The following is a 22285-nucleotide window of genomic DNA, read 5'->3' as shown; positions in this document are numbered from 1 at the left end:
CCGGCTTCGCGAGACAGGGAGCCGGCGATGACCGCGCTTGAATTCCACAAAACTTCCACCGACAAGAAGGCGCTCGAAGAGGGCGCCGCCTTTACGCCGCGCTTCGATGCCAACGGCCTCGTGACGGCCGTGGTGACGGACGCTAGCGACGGCATCCTCTTGATGGTGGCGCATATGAACGCCGAGGCGCTGGCGCTCACCATCGAGACCGGCATTGCGCATTACTGGTCGCGCTCGCGCAAATCGCTCTGGAAGAAAGGCGAGACCTCGGGCAATTTCCAGCACGTGGTCGAGATGCGCACCGATTGCGACCAGGATGCCGTGTGGCTGCGCGTAAATGTGTCCGGCCACGATGCAACTTGCCACACCGGCCGGCGTTCTTGCTTTTATCGGAAAGTGGAACGCAGGGACGGCATGGCCGTCCTGGCCGGCGACGGCAGCGAACCGCTTTTCGACGTGAAAAGGACATATCCTGGCGCCACATAATGAGCGTTGGTCTGACGGCCGGGAAAGATTCATTCTTTCGATACGACCCGCACCTAACATGACGCGGGGACATGGAGATTGTCGCGATGCTCGAATGGGCGTCATTGCGCAGCAGGCCTGATGTAGGGGAAGCCAACGGTCCCGCCTCTTCCGGCGGCCTGTCGGACGCGCAACCAGCAAAGAAATCCGGAATTTCACTCGCTCTTGGCGGCGGCGCGGCGCGCGGCTGGGCTCATATCGGCGTGCTGCGCGCGCTGGACGAGGCCGGCATCGAGATCGACATGATCGCGGGCACCTCCATCGGCGCGCTGGTCGGCGGGTGCTATCTGGCCGGCAAGATGGACGAGCTGGAGGATTTTGCCCGCAATCTGACCAAGCGGCGAATCTTCGGCCTGCTCGACTTCCGCCTCGGCGGCAGCGGGCTGCTGGGCGGCATGAAGCTGACTGCGCGCATGCAGGAACATCTTTCCGGCCTGCGCTTCGAGGACCTGCCGAAACCCTTCGTCTGTGTTGCTTCCGAGATCCGCACAGGCCATGAGATCTGGCTGTCGAGCGGCTCGCTGATCACGGCGATGCGCGCCTCATACGCCCTGCCCGGCGTGTTCGAGCCGGTGCTTGCCAACAAGCGCATCCTGGTCGATGGCGCGCTGGTCAATCCCGTGCCGGTTTCGGTCTGCCGCGCCTATGAGCAGCGGCTGGTGGTGGCGGTGAACCTTCATTACGACCTGTTCGGCCGCGCAGCCGTGATCAAGCACAGCGCCGGCGAACTTGTGGTCGAAAACGACGCGCCCGCCGGCGGCTCCCGCCAGCTCAATGCCTATTCGCGCGAGAGCCGGCTCGGCATCACCGGCGTGATGGTCGAGGCCTTCAACATCATCCAGGACCGCATCTCGCGGGCTCGGCTTGCGGGCGATCCGCCGGACCTTTCGTTGCAGCCGAAGCTCGGCCATATCGGCCTGTCGGAATTCCATCGCGCCGACGAGGCGATCCGGTTGGGCTATGAAGCCACACAGGCGCAACTCGGCGAACTGGCGCGGTTGCAGACGGTTCTCGCCTGATCAGGCTAGTGCTGCATCGATGATGCGGAATTGCACGCTTCTGTTCCCGTTCCAATAGTTCGACGACAGCGAGCCGGCGAGGTGCACCGTGCCGCCGCGGCTCTTGAACAGGAAATCCCCCAAGGCCGTATCCGCTGCGCGGAAGGCGATGGCCTGAATGCGCCCGCCGCCGTCCGAGCGCAAATCCGCTCGGATGTGGGACGTGCCCACCAGCCGCGCATCGACGAGCTTGTGGCGCGGCAGCACGAAGACCGGCGCGACATGGCCCGAGCCGAAGGGGCCGGCGCGCTCGAGCGTGTCGAGCAGATTGGTGGTGGCGCCGTCGGCTGCGAGCGCGGCGTCGATGGGCAGGCTTTCCTCGCTTTGCAGGCGGAAGACGTCGGCTGCGGCGCGCTCCTCGAAGAAGGCTCGCAGCGCGCCAAGCTTTTCGCGCTCGACGGTGATGCCGGCTGCCATGGCGTGGCCACCGCCCTTGACGATCAGGCCGCGCTCATGCGCCTCGCGCACCAGCCGCCCGAGGTCGAAGCCCGGCACGGAACGGCCTGAGCCGGTGCCGACACCGTTGGGGTTGAAGGCGATAGCGAAAGCCGGCCGCCGCGCATGGTCCTTCAATCGCGAAGCGAGCAGGCCCACGATGCCCGGATGCCATTTCGGGCTGGCGGTGACGATGACAGCGGGCCCCTGCCCGCCAAGGAGTTCCGCATCGGCCTCGGCGCGCGCCTCGGCCAGCATCTCCTGCTCCATCGCCTGCCGCTCCTGGTTCAGCCGGTCGAGCGTTTCGGCTATCTTGCCGGCCTCGACGGGATCGTCAGTGGCAAGCAGCTTGCTGCCGAGCGCGGCATCGCCGATGCGGCCGCCGGCATTGATGCGTGGACCGATGAGGAACGCCAGGTGAAAACTATTGATCGGCTCGCCGATGCGCGAGACGCGCGCCAGCGCACCAAGCCCGACATTGCGCTGCTGGCGGATGGCAACGAGGCCTTTCACCACGAAGGCGCGATTGACGCCGATGAGCGGCACCACGTCGCAGACCGTGGCGAGCGCCACCAGGTCGAGCATCGACAGAAGGTCGGCCTGCGGTAGGTCCGGGCGCTGTTTGCGCAGCACCTTGGCCGTCTGCACCAGCGCCAGGAAGACCACGCCGGCAGCACACAGATGCCCCTGGCCCGACAGGTCGTCCTCGCGGTTAGGGTTGACGATGGCGACGGCTGTGTCTGGCAGCGCCCCGCCGACCTGATGGTGGTCGAGCACGACGACATCGGCACCGGCTTCGCGCGCAGCCTCGATTGCCGCCGCGCTGTTGGTGCCGCAATCGACGGTGACAATCAGGCGCGCGCCGCGCGACACCAGTTCGCGCATGGCATCCGGGTTCGGGCCGTAGCCCTCGAAGATGCGGTCGGGAATGTAGATTTCAGACTCGACGCCATAATGCGTCAGAAAGCGCTTCAGCAGCGCGGAGGATGAAGCACCGTCGACGTCATAGTCGCCAAAGATCGCTACGCGCTCGCGGCGCGCGATGGCGGCGGCGATACGCTCGGCGGCCTTTTCCATGTCGGTGAAGGTTGCCGGGTCCGGTAGCAGGTCGCGGATGGTCGGGTCCAGAAAGCGTGCGGTTTCCTCGGCCCCGACGCCCCGTCCGGCCAGCACGCGCGCCACGATGTCGGGCACGCCGTGCCCCTGGGCGATGGCGAGCGCCGTCATCTCCTGGCGCTCGTTGAGCCTGTGCTCCCAGGAAAGCCCGGTCGCGGAGCGCCTGACGCCCAGAAAGAAACGCTTTTCGGTCGTCATGCCCCCGCCGATCCCTCATCACTGAATGCAGGATAAGGGATCGCGCGGCAAAGCCAAACAGGCTGCGGCATCGAAGCCGTGGAAAGTCCGCCGGGAATTACTGGAACTTCTCCAGATCCTGGTGGCGGGCCTTGATCGAGCGCACGGTGCGCGAGGACGAGCGCAGCACGATCGTGTCGGTGGTGATGAAGTTGCGGCCGAACTTCACGCCGGCCAGCATGTTGCCGTCGGTGACGCCGGTGGCGGCAAACAGCACGTCGCCACGCGCCATTTCCTCGATACGATAGACCTTGTTGGGGTCGGAGATGCCCATCTTGGCCGCGCGCGCGACCTTCTCGGGCGTGTCGAGCAGCAGGCGGCCCTGCATCTGGCCGCCGGTGCAGCGAAGCGCCGCCGCAGCCAGAACGCCCTCCGGCGCGCCGCCGGTACCCATATAGATGTCGATGCCGGTTTCATCGGGATCGGTGGTGTGGATGACGCCGGCAACGTCGCCGTCGCCGATGAGGCGGATGGCGGCACCGGTGCCGCGCACGGCATCGATCAGCTTGGCGTGGCGCGGGCGGTCGAGGATGCAAGCAGTGACTTCGGTCACCGGCACGCCCTTGGCCTTGGCGAGGCTGCGGATGTTGTCTTCCGGCGAGGCGTCGATGTCGATGACGCCATCGGCATAGCCGGGGCCGACCGCGATCTTGTCCATGTAGACGTCGGGCGCGAACAGCAGGCTGCCCTTCTCGGCGATCGCGATGACGGCGAGCGCGTTGGGCAGGTTCTTGGCGCAGATGGTGGTGCCTTCCAGCGGGTCGAGCGCGATGTCGACCTCGGGGCCCTCGCCGAGACCGACCTCCTCGCCGATGTACAGCATCGGGGCTTCGTCGCGCTCACCCTCGCCGATGACGACGGTGCCCTTGATGGCGAGGCGGTTCAGCTCGGCGCGCATGGCGTCGACCGCGACCTGGTCCGCCGCCTTCTCGTCACCGCGCCCGCGCAGCCTTGCAGCTGCCACGGCAGCGCGCTCTGTCACGCGCACGAGTTCCATGGTGAGGATACGGTCGAGGCCGGCTGCGTCTCTTTTCGCCATTGCTGAGTATTCCCGTGAATTCTGATGGTTACGCCGTCATCGACGGCTCCTGCGACCCTTGTGTCAAAGTGACATGACAACAGCAAGACCCGCCAAGCGCACTTGTTGCAACCTGGCGAAACCTCAATCGATTAAGGTGTGGGCAGCGAAGCCGATCCTTGGCCGAAGTGAGTAAGGGCCGGCGCAGGAGCATAGGTCAAACGAGAAAAGCGGCGCGGACCGATGGGGCCACGCCGCTTTGGAATCGGAAAAACTGGCCCTGACCGCCGGCCTTAGTCAGCGCGCTCGATGCGGATGACCTGCGGCTTGTCGATCAGATGGCCGTCCTTGGTGATGCCTTCCACGGCCTTGCGCACCGCCGCCTCGGTCGTCTCATGGGTGACGAGGATGACGGTCTTGCTGCTGTCGCCCTCGGCGCTCGAACCATGCTGGACGATCGATTCCAGCGAAATGTCGTTGTCGGCCATGCGCTTGGCCACCGCGGCGAACACGCCGACGCGATCGTGCACGGTGAGCCGGATGAAATAGCCGCCGGCGTGGCTGCGCATCTGCGCCTTCTTGTAGGGCTTCAGCTCCTTGGCCGGGCGGCCGAAGACCGGGCCGTGCTGGAAGCCCGGCCGGCTCTTGGCGATGTCGGCGATGTCGCCCACGACGGCCGAGGCCGTGGCATTGCCGCCGGCGCCGGGGCCGGACAGAAGCAGCTCGCCCAGAATGTCAGTCTCGACGGCGACCGCATTGGTCACGCCATGTACCTGCGCGATGACCGAGGAGGTCGGCACCATGGTCGGGTGAACGCGCTGCTCGATGCCGCTCTCGGTCTGCACGGCCACGCCGAGCAGCTTGATGCGATAGCCGAGCTCACCGGCCGCGCGGATGTCGGCCTGGGTGATGTTGCTGATGCCTTCCAGATAGATGCTGTCGGCCGAAATCTTGCAGCCGAATGCAAGGCTGGTCAGGATCGACAGCTTGTGGGCGGTGTCATGGCCTTCGATGTCGAAGGTCGGGTCGGCTTCGGCGTAACCGAGGCGCTGGGCCTCCTTCAGGCAGTCGTCGAAGGACAGGCCCTCGGCCTCCATGCGGGTAAGGATGTAATTGCAGGTGCCGTTGAGGATGCCGAACACGCGCGAAACGCTGTTACCGGCCATGGCCTCGCGCATGGTCTTGATGATCGGTATGCCGCCGGCAACCGCCGCCTCGTAGTTGAGCAGTACGCCCTTCTTCTCGGCGATCTCGGCCAGCGCCACGCCGTGCTTCGACAGCAGCGCCTTGTTGGCGGTCACCACGTGGCGACCGGCCTCGAGTGCCGCCTTTACGCAGGCCAGTGCCGGGCCATCATCGCCACCGATCAGTTCGACGAAGACGTCGATGTCGGCCGTCTTGGCCAGTTCGACCGGGTCGTCGAACCAGGTGGCCGAACCGAGATCCACGCCGCGATCGCGCGCCTTGTTGCGCGCCGACACGGCCGAAACGACAATCGGGCGCCCGCACTGGCGGGTGAGTTCGGCGGCCTTATCGGCCAGTACGCGCACCACGGACGCGCCGACAGTGCCGAGCCCGGCTATTCCAATACGCAAAGCTTCGGCCATGTCCCGCTACGTCCCCTTGAATGTTTGGTATGTATTTGGAAGTCGTTCAGCGCCGCGCCGTTAAAGGCACCACATTGCCCGCCTTGTCGCCGTCCGAGCCGAGGAAGCGCTTGATGTTGCGCGCCGCCTGCCGGATGCGGTGTTCGTTCTCGACCAGCGCGATGCGCACATGGTCGTCGCCATATTCGCCGAAGCCGATGCCCGGCGCGACGGCCACATCCGCCTTCTCGATCAGAAGCTTGGAGAATTCCAGCGAGCCGAGGTGCCGGTACGGCTCCGGGATCGGCGCCCAGGCGAACATCGTCGCGGCCGGGGCCGGAATGTTCCATCCGGCGCGGCCGAAGGTCTCGACCATCACGTCGCGGCGCTTGTGGTAGATCTCGCGCACCTCGGCGATGTCGGAGCCATCGCCGTTGAGGGCGGCGGTTGCCGCCACCTGGATCGGCGTGAAGGCGCCGTAGTCGAGATAGGACTTCACCCGCGTCAGCGCCGCGATCAGGCGTTCGTTGCCCACGGCAAAGCCCATGCGCCAGCCCGGCATGGAGAAGGTCTTCGACATGGAGGTGAACTCGACCGTCACGTCCATCGCGCCCGGCACTTCCAGCACAGAAGGCGGCGGCGGCCCGTCGAAATAGATCTCCGCATAGGCGAGGTCGGAAAGGATGATGATCTCGTGCTTCCGGGCGAAGGCGACCACGTCCTTGTAGAAGTCGAGCGAGGCGACCAGCGCAGTCGGGTTCGACGGATAGTTGAGGATCAGCGCCAGCGGCTTGGGAATGGAGTGGCGCATGCCCCGCTCCAGCGCCGGGATGAAGCGGTCGTCGGGCTCGGCCTGCAGCGAGCGGATGACGCCCCCCGACATGATGAAACCGAAGGCGTGGATCGGATAGGTCGGGTTCGGGCACAGCACCACGTCGCCCGGCGCGGTGATGGCCTGCGCCATGTTGGCGAAGCCTTCCTTCGAGCCAAGCGTGGCGATGACCTGAGTGTCAGGGTCGAGCTTCACGCCAAAGCGGCGGGCATAGTAACTGGCCTGGGCGCGGCGCAGGCCGGGAATGCCGCGCGACGAGGAATAACGATGCGTACGCGGATCGCGCACCACTTCGCACAGCTTGTCGACGATGGATTGCGGCGTCGGCAAATCGGGATTGCCCATGCCCAGATCAATAATGTCAGCCCCGCTGGCGCGGGCGCTGGCCTTCAGCCGGTTAACCTGTTCGAAGACGTAAGGTGGAAGTCGACGAACCTTGTGAAACTCTTCCATGTCGGTTCCAGCGAGTGGCGATCAATTCGTGAGCCGCGATATATACCCAATCCGGGAGCCGGTCGAGGGTGTCATTTGCCCTCGATCTCGGACAAAGTCTTCTTGTCGTGGGTGGTGGCGAGCTTCTTGAGGAGCGCCTGGTCATCGGGAGCCGCTATGGCCTCGCCGACAGCGGTTTGCGACGATTGCGCCGCCCTCAGTTCGGTCAGCTTGGCGTCCTTTTCCGCATCGCTGAGCTGGGGAGCCGCCACCGTCGGTGCGATGTTCAGATTGGGAAACGTCCCGGTTACCCTGGCCTGTCCCGAAGGCAGGCCGGACGGCGGGGCCGTCGGCACCACTTCTTCCACGTTGGCGGTGGTGCATCCGGAAAGCTGGATCAGCGACATGCCCAGGGCCGCGCCGAAAAGCCCCGGCCGCAAACGGGAAAAAATGCCTACGCAAGCATGCCCTGTCATATTATTTCCTCTGCGGCTCTACTACAGGTCGACATCGGTGTTGTTGGACCCGTTCGGGCATCACACTATATTATGGTAATATAAAGCCACGGGAGGACAAGCGCGAACCATGTCGAAGACGGCCGATTCGGGCAAGACAGATAGCGACCACACCTCATCCATCGAGCAATACCTCGTCAAGGATCCGGAACGCTTCGCGCTCAATCTCGCCCGCATGGTGGAGCAGGCCGGCAAGGCCGCCTCCGCATGGGCCGAGCCACGCGAGCGCGGCGAAATCCGCGACAGCGTCGCCGAACCCATGGCCGACATGGTCAAGACGTTCTCCAGGCTCACCGAATACTGGCTCTCCGACCCCTCGCGGGCGCTGGAGGCGCAGACCCGGCTGTTTTCGGGATACATGAATGTGTGGTCGAACGCGATCCAGCGCATGAACGCCGGTGAACAGGCCGCAGACGAAAGCGTCGTCGCAGCCGACAAGAGCGACAAACGCTTCCTGGATCCCGAATGGGGCCGCAATGCCTTCTTCGACTTCCTGAAGCAGGTCTATCTGGTCACCACGCGCTGGGCGAACGACCTGGTCGAGCACGCCGACGGGCTGGATGAGCGCACGCGCCACAAGGCCGAATTCTACGTAAAGCAAATCTCCGCCGCGATTTCGCCATCCAACTTCATCCTCACCAACCCGGAACTGTTCCGCGAAACCGTGGCCAGCAACGGCGAGAACCTAGTGCGCGGCATGAAAATGCTGGCCGAGGACATCCAGGCCGGCCGCGGCCACCTGAAGCTGCGGCAGTCCGACCATTCGCAATTCGAGATCGGCCGTAACCTGGCGATGACGCCGGGCAAGGTGGTCGGGCGCAGCGACGTCGCCGAGATCATCCAGTACGAGCCTTCGACCGATACGGTGCTGAAGCGGCCGCTGCTGATCTGCCCGCCCTGGATCAACAAGTTCTACATCCTCGACCTCAACCCGCAGAAATCCTTCATCCGCTGGGCCGTCGAGCAGGGCCACACCGTGTTCGTCATCTCCTGGATCAATCCGGACGAACGGCACGGGCTGAAGGGCTGGGAAGCCTATATCCGCGAGGGCCTGCAATACGGCCTCGACACGGTGGAGGCCGCAACGGGCGAGCGCGAGGTCAACGCGATCGGCTATTGCGTCGGCGGCACGCTGCTGGCGGCGGCGCTGTCGCTACTGGCGCAGGAAGGCGACGAGCGCATCAGGTCGGTGACCTTCTTCACCACCCAGGTCGACTTCACCTATGCGGGCGACCTGAAGGTCTTCGTCGACGAGGACCAGGTCGCCGCGCTCGAGCACGCGATGCGCGGAAAGGGCTATCTGGAAGGCAACAAGATGGCCACCGCCTTCAATATGCTGCGGTCGGGCGACCTGATCTGGCCTTATGTCATCAACAACTACATACGCGGCAAGGAGCCCCTGCCCTTCGACCTGCTCTACTGGAACGCGGATTCGACGCGCATGAGCGCGGCCAACCACTCGTTCTATCTGCGCAACTGCTATCTGGAGAACAACCTCTCCCAGGGCCGCATGGAACTGGCCGGCCACACCATCTCGCTGAGCGACATTACCATTCCCGTCTACAATCTCGCGGCCCGCGAGGATCACATCGCGCCGGCTCGATCGGTGTTTCTGGGCTGCCAGTACTTCGGCGGGCCGGTCGATTACGTGATGGCCGGATCGGGCCACATCGCCGGCGTCGTAAACCCGCCAGCGCAGAACAAATACCAATATTGGACCAACGGAAAACCGGTCGGAGACTTCGACGAGTGGGTCGCCAAAGCCGCGGAAAACCGCGGTTCCTGGTGGCCGCACTGGCAAAAGTGGGTGACCGAGAAGGACGACCGGCAGGTGCCGGCGCGAGTGCCCGGCACGAACACCCAGATTCTCGGCGACGCGCCGGGGACCTATGTCAGGGTACGCGTGTAACATATTGTAATGCGCGGTGAATTGACCGTGACCCAAAAGCGGGCGAAATGATGGCAGGCAAACACCTTCTTGCCTCATTTCAGCCCTAGCCGATTTCACTTCGGGGCTGCAGATTCGTCGGTTTTTGAATTCCGGCGACCCAAAATGTGGTCGCCCCGCATTGAATTTGAATGCCTTGCCCAAGCGTAGCGGCGCCAAAAAGGATAAAAAGGGGACCGGTTTGACTGCAGCAGGCACGCGTTTCGCGAAACGAGAAGGCCGTGCAGTTTTGGCGGCGCTCTGTTCTGCTCTCCTCGCCTCCTGCACCTCGACCACCGATCCGAATCTCGACTTCAGCGCACCCGGCTTCAACGCGCCCGCAACGGCTCAGGCCCAGGCCGCCGACGCGGTCGCGGAAGGCACGACCGCCGTCGAGATCAACGCGCCGCAGATCGCCGAAAACGCCATGCCAGCCGGCGCAGAGGCAACAGCGGTTGCGGCCGCTCTGCCGGCCACGGTGATGGACGAGAACGACAAGGAACTGCCTGTCGTCGTGGCCTATCTGCCGACGGCGAAGCCGGCGACCGGCACCATCTCCTTGCAGCAGGCCGTCGAAGCCGAGGCGGAAGCCGAACGGCTTGCCGCGGCGGCCGCTGCCGCCCAGGCAGCCGAACAAGCAGCGGCGCAGGCGTCCGTGCCGCTCGCCAAACCTGCCGAGCCGCAGACCGACATCGCCGCCGCTCCCGTGCAACCCGAAGCCGAGCCCGAACAGGTGGCCGCCGCAGTCGAAACGCCTGCCGAGACGATTGCGGTCGAACCGGCCAAAGCACCTCCTCCAAAGAAGGGCTTCTTCGCTTCCCTCTTCGGCTCCTCCTCTGCCCGCTCGCCGGCAGCGCCGGCGACGTCGGGACGAGGGGCTCCATCCGGCCCCGTCAAGCCGCTCGTAGCGGCTGCGGCGCCGGCCGCGAAACCCCTCATCGACACTGCCGAAGAGCAGGACGCGAAGCCGATCATCCAGATCGCTTCGGCCGAATCAGGTCAAAAGCCTGTATCGCTCGCGTCCGTAACCGGCGAATCGGCTCTTCCCGGCGTGCGCCAGACCGCGCTTTTCGAAATCACCCGCAAATCAGGCATCGACGACGACAGCGACGTCGACCTCCACGAAGAGGAGGACGGCGGGCCGGTGCAGCTCGCGTCGGCCGCCGGCATGGCCCGACTCGCCCCGAATGGCCTCCTGCGCCAGACCGAGAATGTGGACGTCGCCTGCCTGAAGCCTTCGCTGGTGCGTGTTCTCAAGGCCATCGAGCAGCACTACGGCGGCAAGATCGTCGTGACCTCCGGCTATCGCAGCCCGAGTCACAACGCTCGCTCGCGGGGCGCCAAGAACTCCCTGCACATGTATTGCGCCGCCGCCGACATCCAGATCACTGGCGTGAGCAAGTGGGAATTGGCCAATTACGTCCGCTCCATGCCCGGCCGCGGCGGTGTAGGCACCTATTGCCATACGGATTCCGTACATGTGGACGTCGGCCCCGAGCGCGACTGGAACTGGCGCTGCAGCCGTCGGAAATAGGGTCGAAAAAAATTTGCATAAATGGGTTTTGATGGGTTGCCCAAGGCGAACTGCCTGACTATAACCCGCCTCGTCTCCCGCGCCCATCGTCTAGCGGTCAGGACACCGCCCTTTCACGGCGGTAACAGGGGTTCGATTCCCCTTGGGCGTACCAGACCATCCCCCAGCTTATACTTCCAATTCCATCCCAAGCATGCCGCTATACTGAGAAAGAAAGTCCTTTCCTGCAGGCAGTCGCGTAAATGGGATTTGACGGGTTGCCCCCCACCGATTGCCCGACTATAAGGCGCCCATCTCCACCGCGCGCCCATCGTCTAGCGGTCAGGACACCGCCCTTTCACGGCGGTAACAGGGGTTCGATTCCCCTTGGGCGTACCACTTCTGTGCAAAATTGCGAACACCGGACGTGGCAAAGCTTTTGCCGCCGATTGCCTGTTCGAGCCTCGTCTTGTCGCCCGTGATCCGGATGACATCGTCGTCCACTGCGATGCAATCGACGACCGAACGCAGATAGGCCTTGCGGAACGGAACCTCGCCCGTGGCGATATTTTCGCGCATCGCGCGGCCGAACCGTTCGATGACTTCCGCCGGTATTGTGGACGCGGGAACATTCGTCGCCCCGATGCGGTCCAGCGCCGCCTGCGCTCGTTCACGTTCGAGCTTGAGGGCGCCGATGCGCTCCTTCAGCAGATCGTCCATATCGGCAACACCGTCCTCGACCATTTTGTAGAGCCGCTTCAGCTTGTCTTCGGCGTCGGCAGCTTCGCGTTGCAATGTGGCGATACGCCAGCCGACCTCGGCGGCGCGGCTGGCACGCCGCTTGGACAACGAGGCGCGCATTTCGCTCAGCCGCTCGGTGGTGAACAGGTCGCGGGAGAGGTGATCGACGACCAGCATATCGAGCTGCTTTCGCTGGTCGGGCAATGACAGATCGCTTTCGGCCTGTCTGCCGGATTGACGCTCGTCACGCTGGCGCCGGCGCTGCTGACCGGCACGGCGAGCATGGCCCCAGCGGTGTGGTTTCTGGCATGCGGATACGTCGACGGCACGCGCTGCCGCCCGTTTTTTTTCCGCTGCTTTCTCGTGCGCCGGCTACCGCGCATGAAGTCCTGCGACCGCTGCGGCTTGAAGAGTCGCCGGCCGACACCCGTTTTGACATGACAGAAATCTGCCCGCACCAGCCAGCGACCTACGCTTTCGGGAGCAGCCGCCGACCGGTGCGGACGTTTTCCTCACCGTCCCCGAGCGGCCCGCGTTCCTGTGGCGAAACGAGAAAACAGGAGCGGACACCAAAATGCAGACGCCGATTTCCAGCAGCCGCAAGCCTCTATTTTCGCATGTTCATCCAGTGACGAATATCGGCAACGTAGCATGTCGGTGATCGAGGTCTTTTCCCGTCCTGTCTCTGGCTTCGCCCCCGGTCTCTTTGTCGTGTCTGGCCGAACGCGCCGCCCGGTCAACGGGCAAGCCGTACCCCTTATCGGTGACAGGGCGCCTTTTGCGTCCGGCCCTTCTCCTGCGCGTCCCGAGGGACGAACCCGAACAACAGGAGAGAAAAATGACCACCGCCACCAACACCAGCATCCACCCTGTTACCGCCGACACCGTTATCCACGGCGACTGGATCGACGTGATGGGCCGGATGGAAACCGGCTCGGTCGACATGATCCTGACCGCCCCCCCATACATTACCGGCTACCGCTCGCGGGACGGGCAGACCGTGAGGAACGACGACAACGCCCGCTGGCTGGCGCTGGCCTTCGCCGAAGCGTACCGCATCCTCAAGAGCGGCGGCTTCTGTGTCAGCTTCTACGGCTGGAACCAGGCCGACAAATTCCTCGTGGCCTGGAGGGCCGCGGGCTTCCGCCCGGTCGGGCATGTGGTGTTCAGGAAACGCTACCCGTCGGCGAAACGCTTCCTCAGCTATCACCACGAACAAGCCTACCTTCTGGCAAAGGGCCAAGTCCAGATGCCGCTGTTGCCGATCGCGGACGTCATCGACTGGCGCTACGAGCGAAACACGCTTCACCCGACCCGGAAGCCGGTATCGGTCCTGACGCCGCTGATCAAGCTTTTCCGGATCGGAAGCATCGGGCGTATCTACACTCCAAGAAAAGCGGCCAATTCCTTCCCCCAGAAGCGGCTCGATCCATGCGTGATGGCCAGAAAGGTTCGGGAACAAATACCGAAACCCGGGCATGGCTCGATCGGCTTCCGTCACGTAGCACCGCAGCGCCAGGATTTAGCTACGCAGCTGCGCTGCCGGCTCTTCCTGTCACGGTGATGGCGCTGCCTGCGGCAATCGCGCCGCCGATTGCCGGCTTTCGAATGCAGTTGCTAGGCCGTCTGCGTGATGACCAGCGCAGCTCCCTGCTCATCGAACGGGAACGCCTCGGGCTCACGCAGAAGCATGCGTCGAATTCGTCGCGGATCGCAATCACCCGCTTCATCTCCTTGACCAGGCCCCCATCGAGCCAGACGTCATGGCCGCAACTGCGCCTCCCGACCAGCCGGGCAAGCTCCAGCATGTCGTGATAGCTCAAGAGGCTTGGAAACAGAACGGAAGGATTGAAGTCACCATCGCGCGCCGCGCGCACCGCTTCATAAAGCGTCGGCCGATCTGCCGCGGCGCCGGCAAGAACGGCCTGGTGGCTTCTGGTCATGCGACCGTGCCTGCAGATTTCCACGCTCATCTCATGCGCGGTCAGCACAAGTGTCGTCGCCCGGCGCAGGCAGCGCAGCATGAACCGGATCATGGCGTTCTCGCGCCCGATCTCCTCCTCGATCAGCGCACGGTTCATTTGCCGGGCATCCGCCTCGACCAGTTCCCGTGCGGCGCTCGATACGTCATCTGGACGAACCGACCATGGATACCATGGCGCGATAACCCGGCTGCCCGCATCGAACTGGGTCTGGAAAAACGCGATGCGCCGTTCTTCGGTAGCGCTGCCGCCGGTGTTCGGATCGTCCAGCCATGCATCCGTTGCCAGACGCTCCAGCACGCGATCGCGCCCAGTGCTGTCATAAGCGGTTGCGCATACGTAAATCCGTCATTTAGGACTAGTCCCCGCCAAAAAGAGGTGATCTGAAGCCCCCTATTGTAGCATTCGCATAGCAAAGGCGGAGCGTTCTACAATCTAGCGACAGTGAACTTTGTTTTTGTTGGCGACGGAGTAATACTTTGTGCTCAGCGGGATGGCTTTTATTGGGGCTTTTAACGCTTGCGCCCAGCCATTCGACGGCTGGTTCATTTGAGCCGTTTCCGGATATGATCACAGTGCCGGCTGGCACCTTCGAAATGGGCGGCGATCACGATGACGAGGCGGTCCCCGACGAGCGAAGCGACCGCAGTATTGACATGAGATCGTTCTCTGCCGCGCAAACCGAGGTCACGGCCCAACAATATGATGCATGTGTTCGCTCGGGGGCCTGTCGGGCTCCGCTTATCAAGGCGCAAGGCGATGACTATCCGGTGACTGGTGTGTCATGGCGCGACGCGCAGTCCTATGCCGCATGGTTGAGCGTGCAGACCGGCCGCCACTACCGTTTGCTCTCCGAAGCAGAGTGGGAGCGGATTGCCCGCGCGGGCACGCAATCGCGTTTCTGGTGGGGCAATGATCCCGATCGCGCTTTTGGCAACTTTGGCGACGAGGACTGCTGCCGCCCCGCGGTCAAAGGTCCAGATACATTCGAATTTGTCGCGCCCGTGCGCAGGTTCAAACCGACACCCGAAGGCTTCTACGACCTCTACGGCAATGTGTGGGAGTGGACTCAGGATTGCTACGGCAACTATGATCATGCGCCGCGGGACGGCTCCGCGCAAGAACCGGCGGATTGCAGGGTGCGCGTGTTGCGAGGCGGGTCCTACTTGCTTCCTCCAGGGTTTGCTCGGGCGAGCGCACGTTATAGGCTGACGCCTGGCGCACGCAGGCCCGACGTCGGCTTCCGTGTGGCGCTAGACCTGGGTGCGCCATGAGAACCTTCTGGCTGAACCGTGACAGATATGTCGTTCCAGCTCTCCTCGTTGCCTATGCGGCACTGGTAGCTGGACTATCGTCCGATCTCAACCCGAGACAATGGGGCGCCCTCGACGCAGAACTGTATCACTTACCCCAGGTCAACTGGTTCATAGAGTGGGGTGTTCAGTGGACCTATCCCGCTTGGTCGGCGACCGGTCCTGGATTTCACTGGTTGATGGCAATCCTTGCACAGCTAACCGGGGCCGAAGCGCTCGATCAGAGCAGCTGGCAGTCCACGTGCGGCCCCGCCTTCCTGGCGGCAATTGCACTTCTTTTTTTTTATGGGGCATTGCGATCCAGCGGCGCTTCTGCGTTGCGGACTCTAGTGATCGGCTGCCCCCTTGTCTCGTCGAGTTACTTCTGGACTCCCGCTTTGCATCCGGTGACCGAAAGCCTCTCCATGCTCGGACTTTTCGCAATGGCCTATTCACTCGCCGTCTCTCCGCGAAAGCCGATAGCATTCGGTCTTGCCGCCGCAGCCTCCACAATCGCGCGGCAAAGCTTCCTGAGTGCGGCCGGCGCTTTCGGACTCATGGACGTGATCCAGCATTGGCCTCGAATTTTCACCTGGCGGATGGTCGGTCAGGGCTTGCTGACGTTGGGACCGTCCTTGTTGGTTGCCTCTGCACTCGTGCTACATTGGGGCGGACTGGCGCCTCCGGAGTGGCAAGAGATGCACACCGGATTCTCGCTTGGACCGCTCTTGCATGGAATGGCGCTTCTCGGCGCCTTCGGCTGGCTATTCCTCCGAAAGGAAGATCTCGCAGGCGACATACGCGCCCGGGCACGCGAGATCCTGATCATCGGAGCGATTGCTCTCATCCTATGGCTGCTTGTCCCGGAGTCTGGTGGCCCCAGGCCTTATTCAGTCGTCTGGAGAGCGGCCGAACACCTGCCGACAATCTATGGTCGCCCCCTGTTGACTCTGCCATGTCTGTCATTGGGAATGGTCGTGGCCTTTGCCTATTGGCGGCGCGGATGGAGAGATGGATACGGACTAAGCCCGGAACTGTCTTTGTTCGCCTGCTACTTTGCAGCTCAAGCAGCACAAAAGTTCAGTTGGCAGCGCTACGCGGAAATACCGGTCCTGCTTCTCTTGTGCCTCGGAATGGCGCGATTGCGGCAGAACAGCCCCCGTCATGATGCTCTCATGCTCATCGCTTTCATGGGCTATTTTGGCCTGACAATCTGGCATTTGACAGGGTCAGGTTAGAACGCGTTCAAAACCCTTACCGCGACAGACCTTGTGGCCACCAGCATTATCTTTCGCCGTTCGGGACGACGATGATGCTATCTGTGTCGACGCCGGCATTCTGAAGATCGCTCAGGCTACCATCGCTGTTCCACGGCACAATCCCCGGATTTAATCGGAAGCTCCTGTCGTTCAGGTTGCCGCTGTAGCGATTGTGCGCAAAATGGACGTATCCAAGCCCATGATCGGGAGCGTTGACGTAGGCGACAATGCCCCTGTCACTGTCGACCGATACGACATTTTCCTCAATGCGATTGGGGCGCGCCCATTCAGGGCGCCATCCCTTGCCCGTGCCATCGTCGACGCGAAAAACCACACCCGATCCGTGCGCGATGATATTCCGTGTCACGAGGTTGCTCCAGCCGCCATTGATGCCGATCGCCGATATGTTGCCGAAAAGAGCATTTCCTTCGATGTGCACCCCACTCGCCTTACCGTCGGTATAGATCGCCCAACTGATGGGAGACGGCCATTCATCGATATTCTCGTATCCAGGGGGAAAGAACGTTCCGTCGGCCCTGTTCATCAGCTGCCCCGTTCCGGTAATGAGGTTTTCGCGGACGGTGCTATTCAGAGGGGAGGCCTGCTCGCCCATCAGCTTGATGGCACCGCCATCTGCCGTACGCTGATTGGCATTGCGGATCACATTATGTTCGATTACCGCGTCATGGACTGCGTCTTGTGGTCCCCACACAGAGCCACCGCCGATACCGAACTGCGCGGCATTTTCGATCAGGTTGTGGGCGATTCGAATATTGTCTGTGGCCTGGAAGGAGATGCCGGCCGTTTCATAATATACCTGCCCGATGTCATGTATATGATTTGACAGAATTCTGGCGTTATTTGACTTGCCGAAGCTACCATAGATAGTGCCGATGTAGATTCCATTTCCTGCCAAATTTCCGATTTCATTGCCGGCAATCAGAACATTATCGCTTTCAGCGACGTGAATACCAACGCCGATGTTTTCGATGGTGTTGCCGAGCAGCTTGACACCGTCCGCACGCTCAAGCCGAATGGCACCGAACCCTCTGGTGTCGGTATAGAACTTGCCGCTGCCGTCAGGTGCTCCGTCACGAAACTCAAGCCCCGACACAACCATGCCGTTGGCCCCCTCAAGCCGAAAGAATGTCGGCTGCACGCCAGCAACAACTTCGGCATCGGGGAAGTACCGATCAGCGGGGATATAGTCGAGCCGGCCTGTTGCAATGTCACACAACCATTCTCCAGGCGCATCGAGCAAGGCCGCCGCCCCTGCCAGGAAGTAGCGGCTGCCTTCCGCGGTAAAAAAGTAACTGGTGCCTTTGGTATGAACAGTCCAGGTTTTGGCGTCGATCGAAACCACAGGAAGCGTGTCGCTCCCCCATTGGCTTCCAGGCTGGAAGCCGCCAACGATGTTAATGATGAGCCCTGCAGCATCTCCCAACACTGGAAGATCGCCGGGATGGTAGCAAAAACGCGTGTTGCCCCACCAGGGGTCGATCGCCGGATCGCATTTGGCGGCGAACAACCATCCCTTGCGCGAATCACCGTCGTCAGGCGCGTTTGGAAAACGCGCCAGGGTCTGGCGAACCCCGTTGACGAACAGATCGCCGACCCCGTCCCCCGGCGGCAGTTTTAGCGACGCCGTCCAGTGGCCGTCGGGCCTTTGCACCCAGTTTCTGACGCGCGGCCCCCCGTGCAGAACCGGTATTTCATTGCATCTCGCGGTGACGACCAGGCCTACATCGCGCGCATCAAAGATGACGGGCCTGTCGAGGTAGTAGTCTCCGCGACCCAGGGCAATTGTTCTGTTTCCCCCCTTGTTTCGAGCGGCATCGCGCGCCCTCTCTATGCTCGCAAAAGGCCCGTCGCTGCGCTGCTGATTTGGGACGGGAAGAAGGCCGCTCCAAGTATCCTTGCCGTCAGGAGAGACGTAAAATACCGTCCGCGCCGTAAAACCATTGCTCAATGCGTCCCCTAGGGAAGTGTCCTTCAGCTTGGCTGATGAAGTCGCCGCTGTCGCTTCGGCGCAGCTCGCTTCTCTGATCGTCTTTTGCAACTGATCGGGCGCGTCGGCATCCGACCATGTGGATGCCGTATTGCCCCGCTGCGGAAAAAGCGTGGCAAGCAAGATGCTCAAGATCGGTGCGACGGGCAATCTCATGCGTTTTGCAGCTCCGCGAGCTCTGCGTGGGCGCGCCCGCCACGAGGGATCGGGGCTGATCGAAACAATGGCGCGTACAGCGAGAACATGATGATGGCTGTGGCAAATAGCGTGAAAATCACGTCGTTGAGCACCAGAAAAAGGCTCTCGGTAAGGTTCATCACAAGCATCATAACCGTAAGGACATTTAGCCAGAGCCAGCCATATTTCGGATCACGGCATTGAAGGACGGCGCCTTGGCGGAGCGCGCGCAAAAGTAGCCAGACAAACGGGACCATGCCGATCAATCCGAAGCTCAGCATCGTGTCACGAAACCCGTTATGCGCGTGAGGGGCCATCCACTGGATCTCGGACCAGATGCCCCAGGCTGCCGGATTCGATTCCGTCCAAAATGCCTGATAGCCGAATCCGAACAGCAGATGGTCGGCAATCTGGCGATCAACCAGCTCCCACAATGGCACGCGGCCCGTCAGAGTGGCGTCCTTGCCGAGCGCTTCGAGGAACGGGACCAGAAACTCGCGAAGCGAAACAAGCAGCCCGACCGAGATCTGAACGGACAACATGATGAGGACGATACGGCCGATGCCGCGGCTTCTCTGCAAGGCGGAATAGAATCCGATCAGGCAAAAAGCCGACGCTGTCGTAATTGTCGCGGTCATAGATCCGGAGCCCACAAGACAAATGACGCTGGCGATCAACAACATGAAAGCAGTTCGCCGCAAGCCGAAAGTCCCGTCCATCAGCACAGCCGTCGCTGCCAGTATCATGACACTCGAATACCAGCCGAGACTGTTCTTATTGATGAAAATGCCTCGCATTTCACCGTCCGGCATGCGCGCGAGGACCGGTGATACTGCTAGAATCGCCACACTGAGAACGATACATGTTCCCATGGTCGCAAATACCAGCAGAAGCAACTGTCTCGGCGTGAAGCGTATTGCCAGTACATAGGCCAAAAGCATTGTCGACAAGAGTCCGACAGCACGTCTCAATGTTATCGACGGGCTTACCGACCATACGACAGACATAAACGGCAGGGCAAATATCAGCGGAAAGAGCAAATTTCGCCTCAGCGCCGTGAGAAATTGCGGAAAGTTTCGCACCAGGATCAACCCGGCAAACGCATATACCGGCAGGGAAAGCAGACGTAATTTCGCCTTAGCCGGATCGCTGATCGTCCCGTCGGCATCTGCCGACATGAGCGGAAAAAAGGCTCCCATCCGCAGGAATAGGGACATGGCGGCGCCCCAGCATTCTATGGCTCGCCAACTGATGATCAGCCCGCCCGTTGTTCTTCGAAACACTTTCATAACGCTCGTCACTCAAACCAAACAGGCAGGGATGATCGCACAAAAGACCTGACCACATTTGAGGTCGTGCTTGACTGCGCAATTAAACAATCATCCGGCCACATCGGGATTGCAAGTAGTACAAGCGCGTCCTTTCCAACACTTTATGTTCACCGTCCCTCACCAAAGGGATTAGGCTCGTCAACCATACGTGATCTACCTAAGACTCCGTACGGCCTTAAGCTGTCTATTCTGTACTTCCCTAAGCTGGATAGAAAGCAAGATATCCAGAGATATCATTTTGACTATTAAAAAATACTCGGATGTTCAGAACCAATGCGGCAAGGGAAAGGCGTAACCATGGGTGATCTACCCGTACTTGCCGTAGATCTCGACAAGACCCTCATCAGAAGCGATGTTATCTACGAGTCTTTCTGGGATTGCGCGTCAACGGATATTTGGAAGCTTTTGCAAGTGCTTGGTTCTCTTGCGGCCGGTAAAGCACAATTCAAGGCAAGATTGGCGCGAAACATCGCGATCGACCCGGCTAGCCTCGTCTATAACGACAATGTTGTCGACTATATAAAAGAATGGCGCGAGCAGGGCGGCAAGGCGGTCCTTGTTACCGCCACAGATCAGTCGATCGCCAAAGCGACGGCGCATCATCTGGGCCTTTTCGATGAAGTCTATGGCTCGGACGGCATGCGCAATCTGAAAGGCAGCACGAAGGCGGACTTTCTCGTCGAACGATACGGTGCCGGCAACTATGACTATATCGGCGATTCGCATGCCGACCTTCCCGTGTGGAGTTCGGCGCGAAGGGCCATCACTGTCGGGCTCTCGCAGAAGGAAAGAGGCCGCGTCCATTCTCTTGGCGGCGAGGTCATGCATCTCTCTGACGCAGAACACAGCATCCGCCCCTATCTCAAGGCCATTCGGCCGCATCAGTGGTCGAAGAACATACTTGTCTTTTTGCCATTGATAGCAGCCCACGAGGCGTCAATCTATGGTTGGCTGGAAGCGTTTTTTGCCTTTGTCTGCTTCAGCCTGGTCGCGTCCAGCGTCTACGTGCTGAACGATCTGCTGGATCTTTCCGCGGACCGGGTTCATCCGCGAAAACGGAGCCGACCCTTTGCCTCCGGCGCGATACCACTGCAACACGGGACATTCATGGTGCCGGGCTTGCTGTTAACTGGGCTACTGTTTGGCCTATATGTTCAAAGGGTTGAATTTCTGTTGATCATGGCACTCTATTACGCCACGACAATGGTCTATTCGCTCTGCCTGAAGCGTAAACTGATTGTCGATATCTGCGCGCTGGCCAGCCTCTATTCCCTGCGGATTTTTGCCGGCGGCGCTGCCACCGGGTTGCCGATCTCGGAATGGCTGATGGCATTCTCAATCTTCATCTTTTTCTCGCTCGCTGCGGTCAAACGACAGGGTGAACTAGTCGATATTGTCAAATCAGGCCGGGGCAAGGCCAAGGGTCGGGGCTACGTAGGCGATGATCAGCTCATCGTTTCGATGATGGCGCTCAGTTCCGGCTATATTGCTGTGTTGGTTATGGCGCTTTACTTGGATTCCCCCGCGATCCGGGAGCTCTACAGTCATCCAACCAGACTGTGGGGCAACTGCCTCGTGCTGCTTTATTGGGTCAGTCGCATGGTCATGATGGCCCACCGTGGCATAATGGATGACGATCCGATCGTTTTTGCGGTCAAGGATCGGGTCAGTCGCTATTGCGGGATCCTCATCCTGATCGTGATCATTGCCGGCATTATGTGAACCGATGCTTCAGATTCCTGCGAAGTCTTTTTCTGTTGTCCCGGAAGGCGTCTTTCAAACCAAAGCCGCACTGAGTGGTGCGAGGGCGTTGCGGCTGCTGTACAGCTGTGCGCTGGATCGAACTATTCGTCGGCAAAGCTTCGTTCTCCTACTGGATGACTTAGAACGATGTTCCAGCTGATCGTCCGCTACGTTTTGTTTGCCGTCACCGCCACGTTGGCAAATCTCTTGATGCAACGGGCGGTACTCGCCATCCTTAGCGACGGCCTGGGTTTCGCAGTGGCGATAGTCGCCGGTACATCAACCGGTCTGATCATCAAATACGCGTTGGACAACAGATGGATCTTCTTCGACAAGACGGACGGGGTTGCGGCTGGAAGCCGCAAATTTGGCCTGTACACACTCACGGGTGTCGCAACTACGCTTGCCTTTTGGGCAACTGAAACGGCGTTTTGGTTGACGTGGAATACCGCCCAAGCGCGGGAACTTGGCGCCCTCGTCGGCCTGGCAATAGGCTATTGCATCAAGTACAACCTCGATCGCAAATTTGTGTTCGCCTCCCGCAGAATGGAGGCCTAA

18 protein-coding genes and 2 tRNA genes are annotated in these 22285 nt (G+C 61.4%); 12 read left to right on the top strand and 8 right to left on the bottom strand.

Features of this window, described 5'->3' with window-relative positions:
* Nucleotides 1-27: 27 nt before the first annotated feature.
* Entirely contained in the window at nt 28-486 is a 459-nt protein-coding gene (hisI, locus tag ABLE85_RS19035; protein WP_348794283.1) for a phosphoribosyl-AMP cyclohydrolase, read from the top strand.
* Between the two features lie 86 nt (nt 487-572).
* Nucleotides 573-1544, top strand: coding sequence for a patatin-like phospholipase family protein (locus tag ABLE85_RS19030; RefSeq protein ID WP_348794414.1), 972 nt, complete (start codon nt 573-575; stop codon nt 1542-1544).
* On the opposite strand, the gene recJ is transcribed toward ABLE85_RS19030, so the two are convergent.
* The 5 genes from recJ to ABLE85_RS19005 all read right to left on the bottom strand — a co-directional run bounded on the left by recJ (nt 1545) and on the right by ABLE85_RS19005 (nt 7715).
* Entirely contained in the window at nt 1545-3332 is a 1788-nt protein-coding gene (gene recJ, locus ABLE85_RS19025; RefSeq protein ID WP_348794282.1) for a single-stranded-DNA-specific exonuclease RecJ, read from the bottom strand.
* A 97-nt stretch (nt 3333-3429) separates the two neighbouring features.
* Complete coding sequence (gene glpX / locus ABLE85_RS19020) at nt 3430-4410, bottom strand: class II fructose-bisphosphatase (protein ID WP_348794281.1); 981 nt, start codon at nt 4408-4410, stop codon at nt 3430-3432.
* 272 nt (nt 4411-4682) lie between these two features.
* Complete coding sequence (locus ABLE85_RS19015; RefSeq protein ID WP_348794280.1) at nt 4683-5996, bottom strand: homoserine dehydrogenase; 1314 nt, start codon at nt 5994-5996, stop codon at nt 4683-4685.
* 46 nt (nt 5997-6042) lie between these two features.
* Complete coding sequence (locus ABLE85_RS19010; RefSeq protein ID WP_348794279.1) at nt 6043-7260, bottom strand: LL-diaminopimelate aminotransferase; 1218 nt, start codon at nt 7258-7260, stop codon at nt 6043-6045.
* A 71-nt stretch (nt 7261-7331) separates the two neighbouring features.
* Entirely contained in the window at nt 7332-7715 is a 384-nt protein-coding gene (locus ABLE85_RS19005) for a hypothetical protein (protein ID WP_348794278.1), read from the bottom strand.
* Nucleotides 7716-7824: 109 nt separating this feature from the next.
* Here ABLE85_RS19005 and phaC point away from each other — a divergent pair, with 109 nt between their 5' ends.
* The 6 genes from phaC to ABLE85_RS18975 all read left to right on the top strand — a co-directional run bounded on the left by phaC (nt 7825) and on the right by ABLE85_RS18975 (nt 13499).
* On the top strand, nt 7825-9663 hold the full coding sequence (phaC, locus tag ABLE85_RS19000; protein WP_348794277.1) for a class I poly(R)-hydroxyalkanoic acid synthase: 1839 nt from the start codon (nt 7825-7827) through the stop codon (nt 9661-9663).
* A 220-nt stretch (nt 9664-9883) separates the two neighbouring features.
* Nucleotides 9884-11215: a YcbK family protein gene (locus tag ABLE85_RS18995; RefSeq protein WP_348794276.1), complete on the top strand. Its 1332-nt coding sequence runs from the start codon at nt 9884-9886 to the stop codon at nt 11213-11215.
* Between the two features lie 79 nt (nt 11216-11294).
* A tRNA-Glu gene (locus ABLE85_RS18990) sits at nt 11295-11369 on the top strand.
* A 149-nt stretch (nt 11370-11518) separates the two neighbouring features.
* Nucleotides 11519-11593, top strand: a tRNA-Glu gene (locus ABLE85_RS18985).
* Nucleotides 11582-12142, top strand: coding sequence for a hypothetical protein (locus tag ABLE85_RS18980; RefSeq protein WP_348794275.1), 561 nt, complete (start codon nt 11582-11584; stop codon nt 12140-12142). The genes ABLE85_RS18985 and ABLE85_RS18980 overlap by 12 nt, the downstream gene beginning before the upstream one ends.
* Before the next feature lie 631 nt (nt 12143-12773).
* A complete protein-coding gene (locus ABLE85_RS18975) occupies nt 12774-13499 on the top strand; it encodes a DNA methyltransferase (protein WP_348794274.1) in 726 nt (241 codons plus the stop codon).
* Here ABLE85_RS18975 and ABLE85_RS18970 read toward each other — a convergent pair.
* Nucleotides 13462-14217, bottom strand: a complete 756-nt coding sequence (locus tag ABLE85_RS18970) for a hypothetical protein (protein ID WP_348794273.1) — start codon at nt 14215-14217, stop codon at nt 13462-13464. The two genes, ABLE85_RS18975 and ABLE85_RS18970, sit on opposite strands and share 38 nt — an antisense overlap.
* Nucleotides 14218-14420: 203 nt before the next feature.
* Between ABLE85_RS18970 and ABLE85_RS18965 the strand changes: the two genes are divergently transcribed.
* Nucleotides 14421-15191 carry an SUMF1/EgtB/PvdO family nonheme iron enzyme gene (locus tag ABLE85_RS18965; RefSeq protein WP_348794272.1) on the top strand — a complete coding sequence of 257 codons (771 nt, stop codon included), beginning with the start codon at nt 14421-14423 and terminating at the stop codon, nt 15189-15191.
* Nucleotides 15188-16447, top strand: a complete 1260-nt coding sequence (locus ABLE85_RS18960; protein ID WP_348794271.1) for a hypothetical protein — start codon at nt 15188-15190, stop codon at nt 16445-16447. Before ABLE85_RS18965 ends, ABLE85_RS18960 begins: the two co-directional genes overlap by 4 nt.
* 46 nt (nt 16448-16493) lie before the next feature.
* Here the strand turns inward: ABLE85_RS18960 and ABLE85_RS18955 are convergent, their stop codons facing one another.
* The gene (locus tag ABLE85_RS18955) at nt 16494-18632 is read right to left on the bottom strand and encodes a right-handed parallel beta-helix repeat-containing protein (RefSeq protein ID WP_348794270.1); all 2139 of its coding nucleotides are present in this window, start codon (nt 18630-18632) and stop codon (nt 16494-16496) included.
* Nucleotides 18629-19942, bottom strand: a complete 1314-nt coding sequence (locus ABLE85_RS18950) for an O-antigen ligase family protein (RefSeq protein WP_348794269.1) — start codon at nt 19940-19942, stop codon at nt 18629-18631. Before ABLE85_RS18950 ends, ABLE85_RS18955 begins: the two co-directional genes overlap by 4 nt.
* Nucleotides 19943-20281: 339 nt before the next feature.
* On the opposite strand from ABLE85_RS18950, the gene ABLE85_RS18945 reads away from it, so the two are divergent.
* Together ABLE85_RS18945 and ABLE85_RS18940 are read left to right on the top strand one after the other, a co-directional pair.
* Nucleotides 20282-21706 carry a UbiA family prenyltransferase gene (locus ABLE85_RS18945; RefSeq protein ID WP_348794268.1) on the top strand — a complete coding sequence of 475 codons (1425 nt, stop codon included), beginning with the start codon at nt 20282-20284 and terminating at the stop codon, nt 21704-21706.
* A gap of 168 nt (nt 21707-21874) precedes the next feature.
* On the top strand, nt 21875-22285 hold the full coding sequence (locus ABLE85_RS18940) for a GtrA family protein (RefSeq protein ID WP_348794267.1): 411 nt from the start codon (nt 21875-21877) through the stop codon (nt 22283-22285).

The organism is Mesorhizobium sp. KR1-2 (genome assembly GCF_040045035.1).
Taxonomy (GTDB): Bacteria; Pseudomonadota; Alphaproteobacteria; order Rhizobiales; family Rhizobiaceae; genus Pseudaminobacter.
The sequence above is the reverse complement of the archived record's forward strand: the minus strand, read 5'-3'. Positions and strand labels throughout refer to the sequence as shown.

Coding starts and splice junctions, on each gene's coding strand:
- hisI (WP_348794283.1), top strand. CDS start 28: ATGACCGCGCTTGAATTCCACAAAACTTCCACCGACAAGAAGGCGCTC.
- ABLE85_RS19030 (WP_348794414.1), top strand. CDS start 573: ATGCTCGAATGGGCGTCATTGCGCAGCAGGCCTGATGTAGGGGAAGCC.
- recJ (WP_348794282.1), bottom strand. CDS start 3,332: ATGACGACCGAAAAGCGTTTCTTTCTGGGCGTCAGGCGCTCCGCGACC.
- glpX (WP_348794281.1), bottom strand. CDS start 4,410: ATGGCGAAAAGAGACGCAGCCGGCCTCGACCGTATCCTCACCATGGAA.
- ABLE85_RS19015 (WP_348794280.1), bottom strand. CDS start 5,996: ATGGCCGAAGCTTTGCGTATTGGAATAGCCGGGCTCGGCACTGTCGGC.
- ABLE85_RS19010 (WP_348794279.1), bottom strand. CDS start 7,260: ATGGAAGAGTTTCACAAGGTTCGTCGACTTCCACCTTACGTCTTCGAA.
- ABLE85_RS19005 (WP_348794278.1), bottom strand. CDS start 7,715: ATGACAGGGCATGCTTGCGTAGGCATTTTTTCCCGTTTGCGGCCGGGG.
- phaC (WP_348794277.1), top strand. CDS start 7,825: ATGTCGAAGACGGCCGATTCGGGCAAGACAGATAGCGACCACACCTCA.
- ABLE85_RS18975 (WP_348794274.1), top strand. CDS start 12,774: ATGACCACCGCCACCAACACCAGCATCCACCCTGTTACCGCCGACACC.
- ABLE85_RS18960 (WP_348794271.1), top strand. CDS start 15,188: ATGAGAACCTTCTGGCTGAACCGTGACAGATATGTCGTTCCAGCTCTC.
- ABLE85_RS18955 (WP_348794270.1), bottom strand. CDS start 18,632: ATGAGATTGCCCGTCGCACCGATCTTGAGCATCTTGCTTGCCACGCTT.
- ABLE85_RS18950 (WP_348794269.1), bottom strand. CDS start 19,942: ATGAAAGTGTTTCGAAGAACAACGGGCGGGCTGATCATCAGTTGGCGA.
- ABLE85_RS18945 (WP_348794268.1), top strand. CDS start 20,282: ATGGGTGATCTACCCGTACTTGCCGTAGATCTCGACAAGACCCTCATC.
- ABLE85_RS18940 (WP_348794267.1), top strand. CDS start 21,875: ATGTTCCAGCTGATCGTCCGCTACGTTTTGTTTGCCGTCACCGCCACG.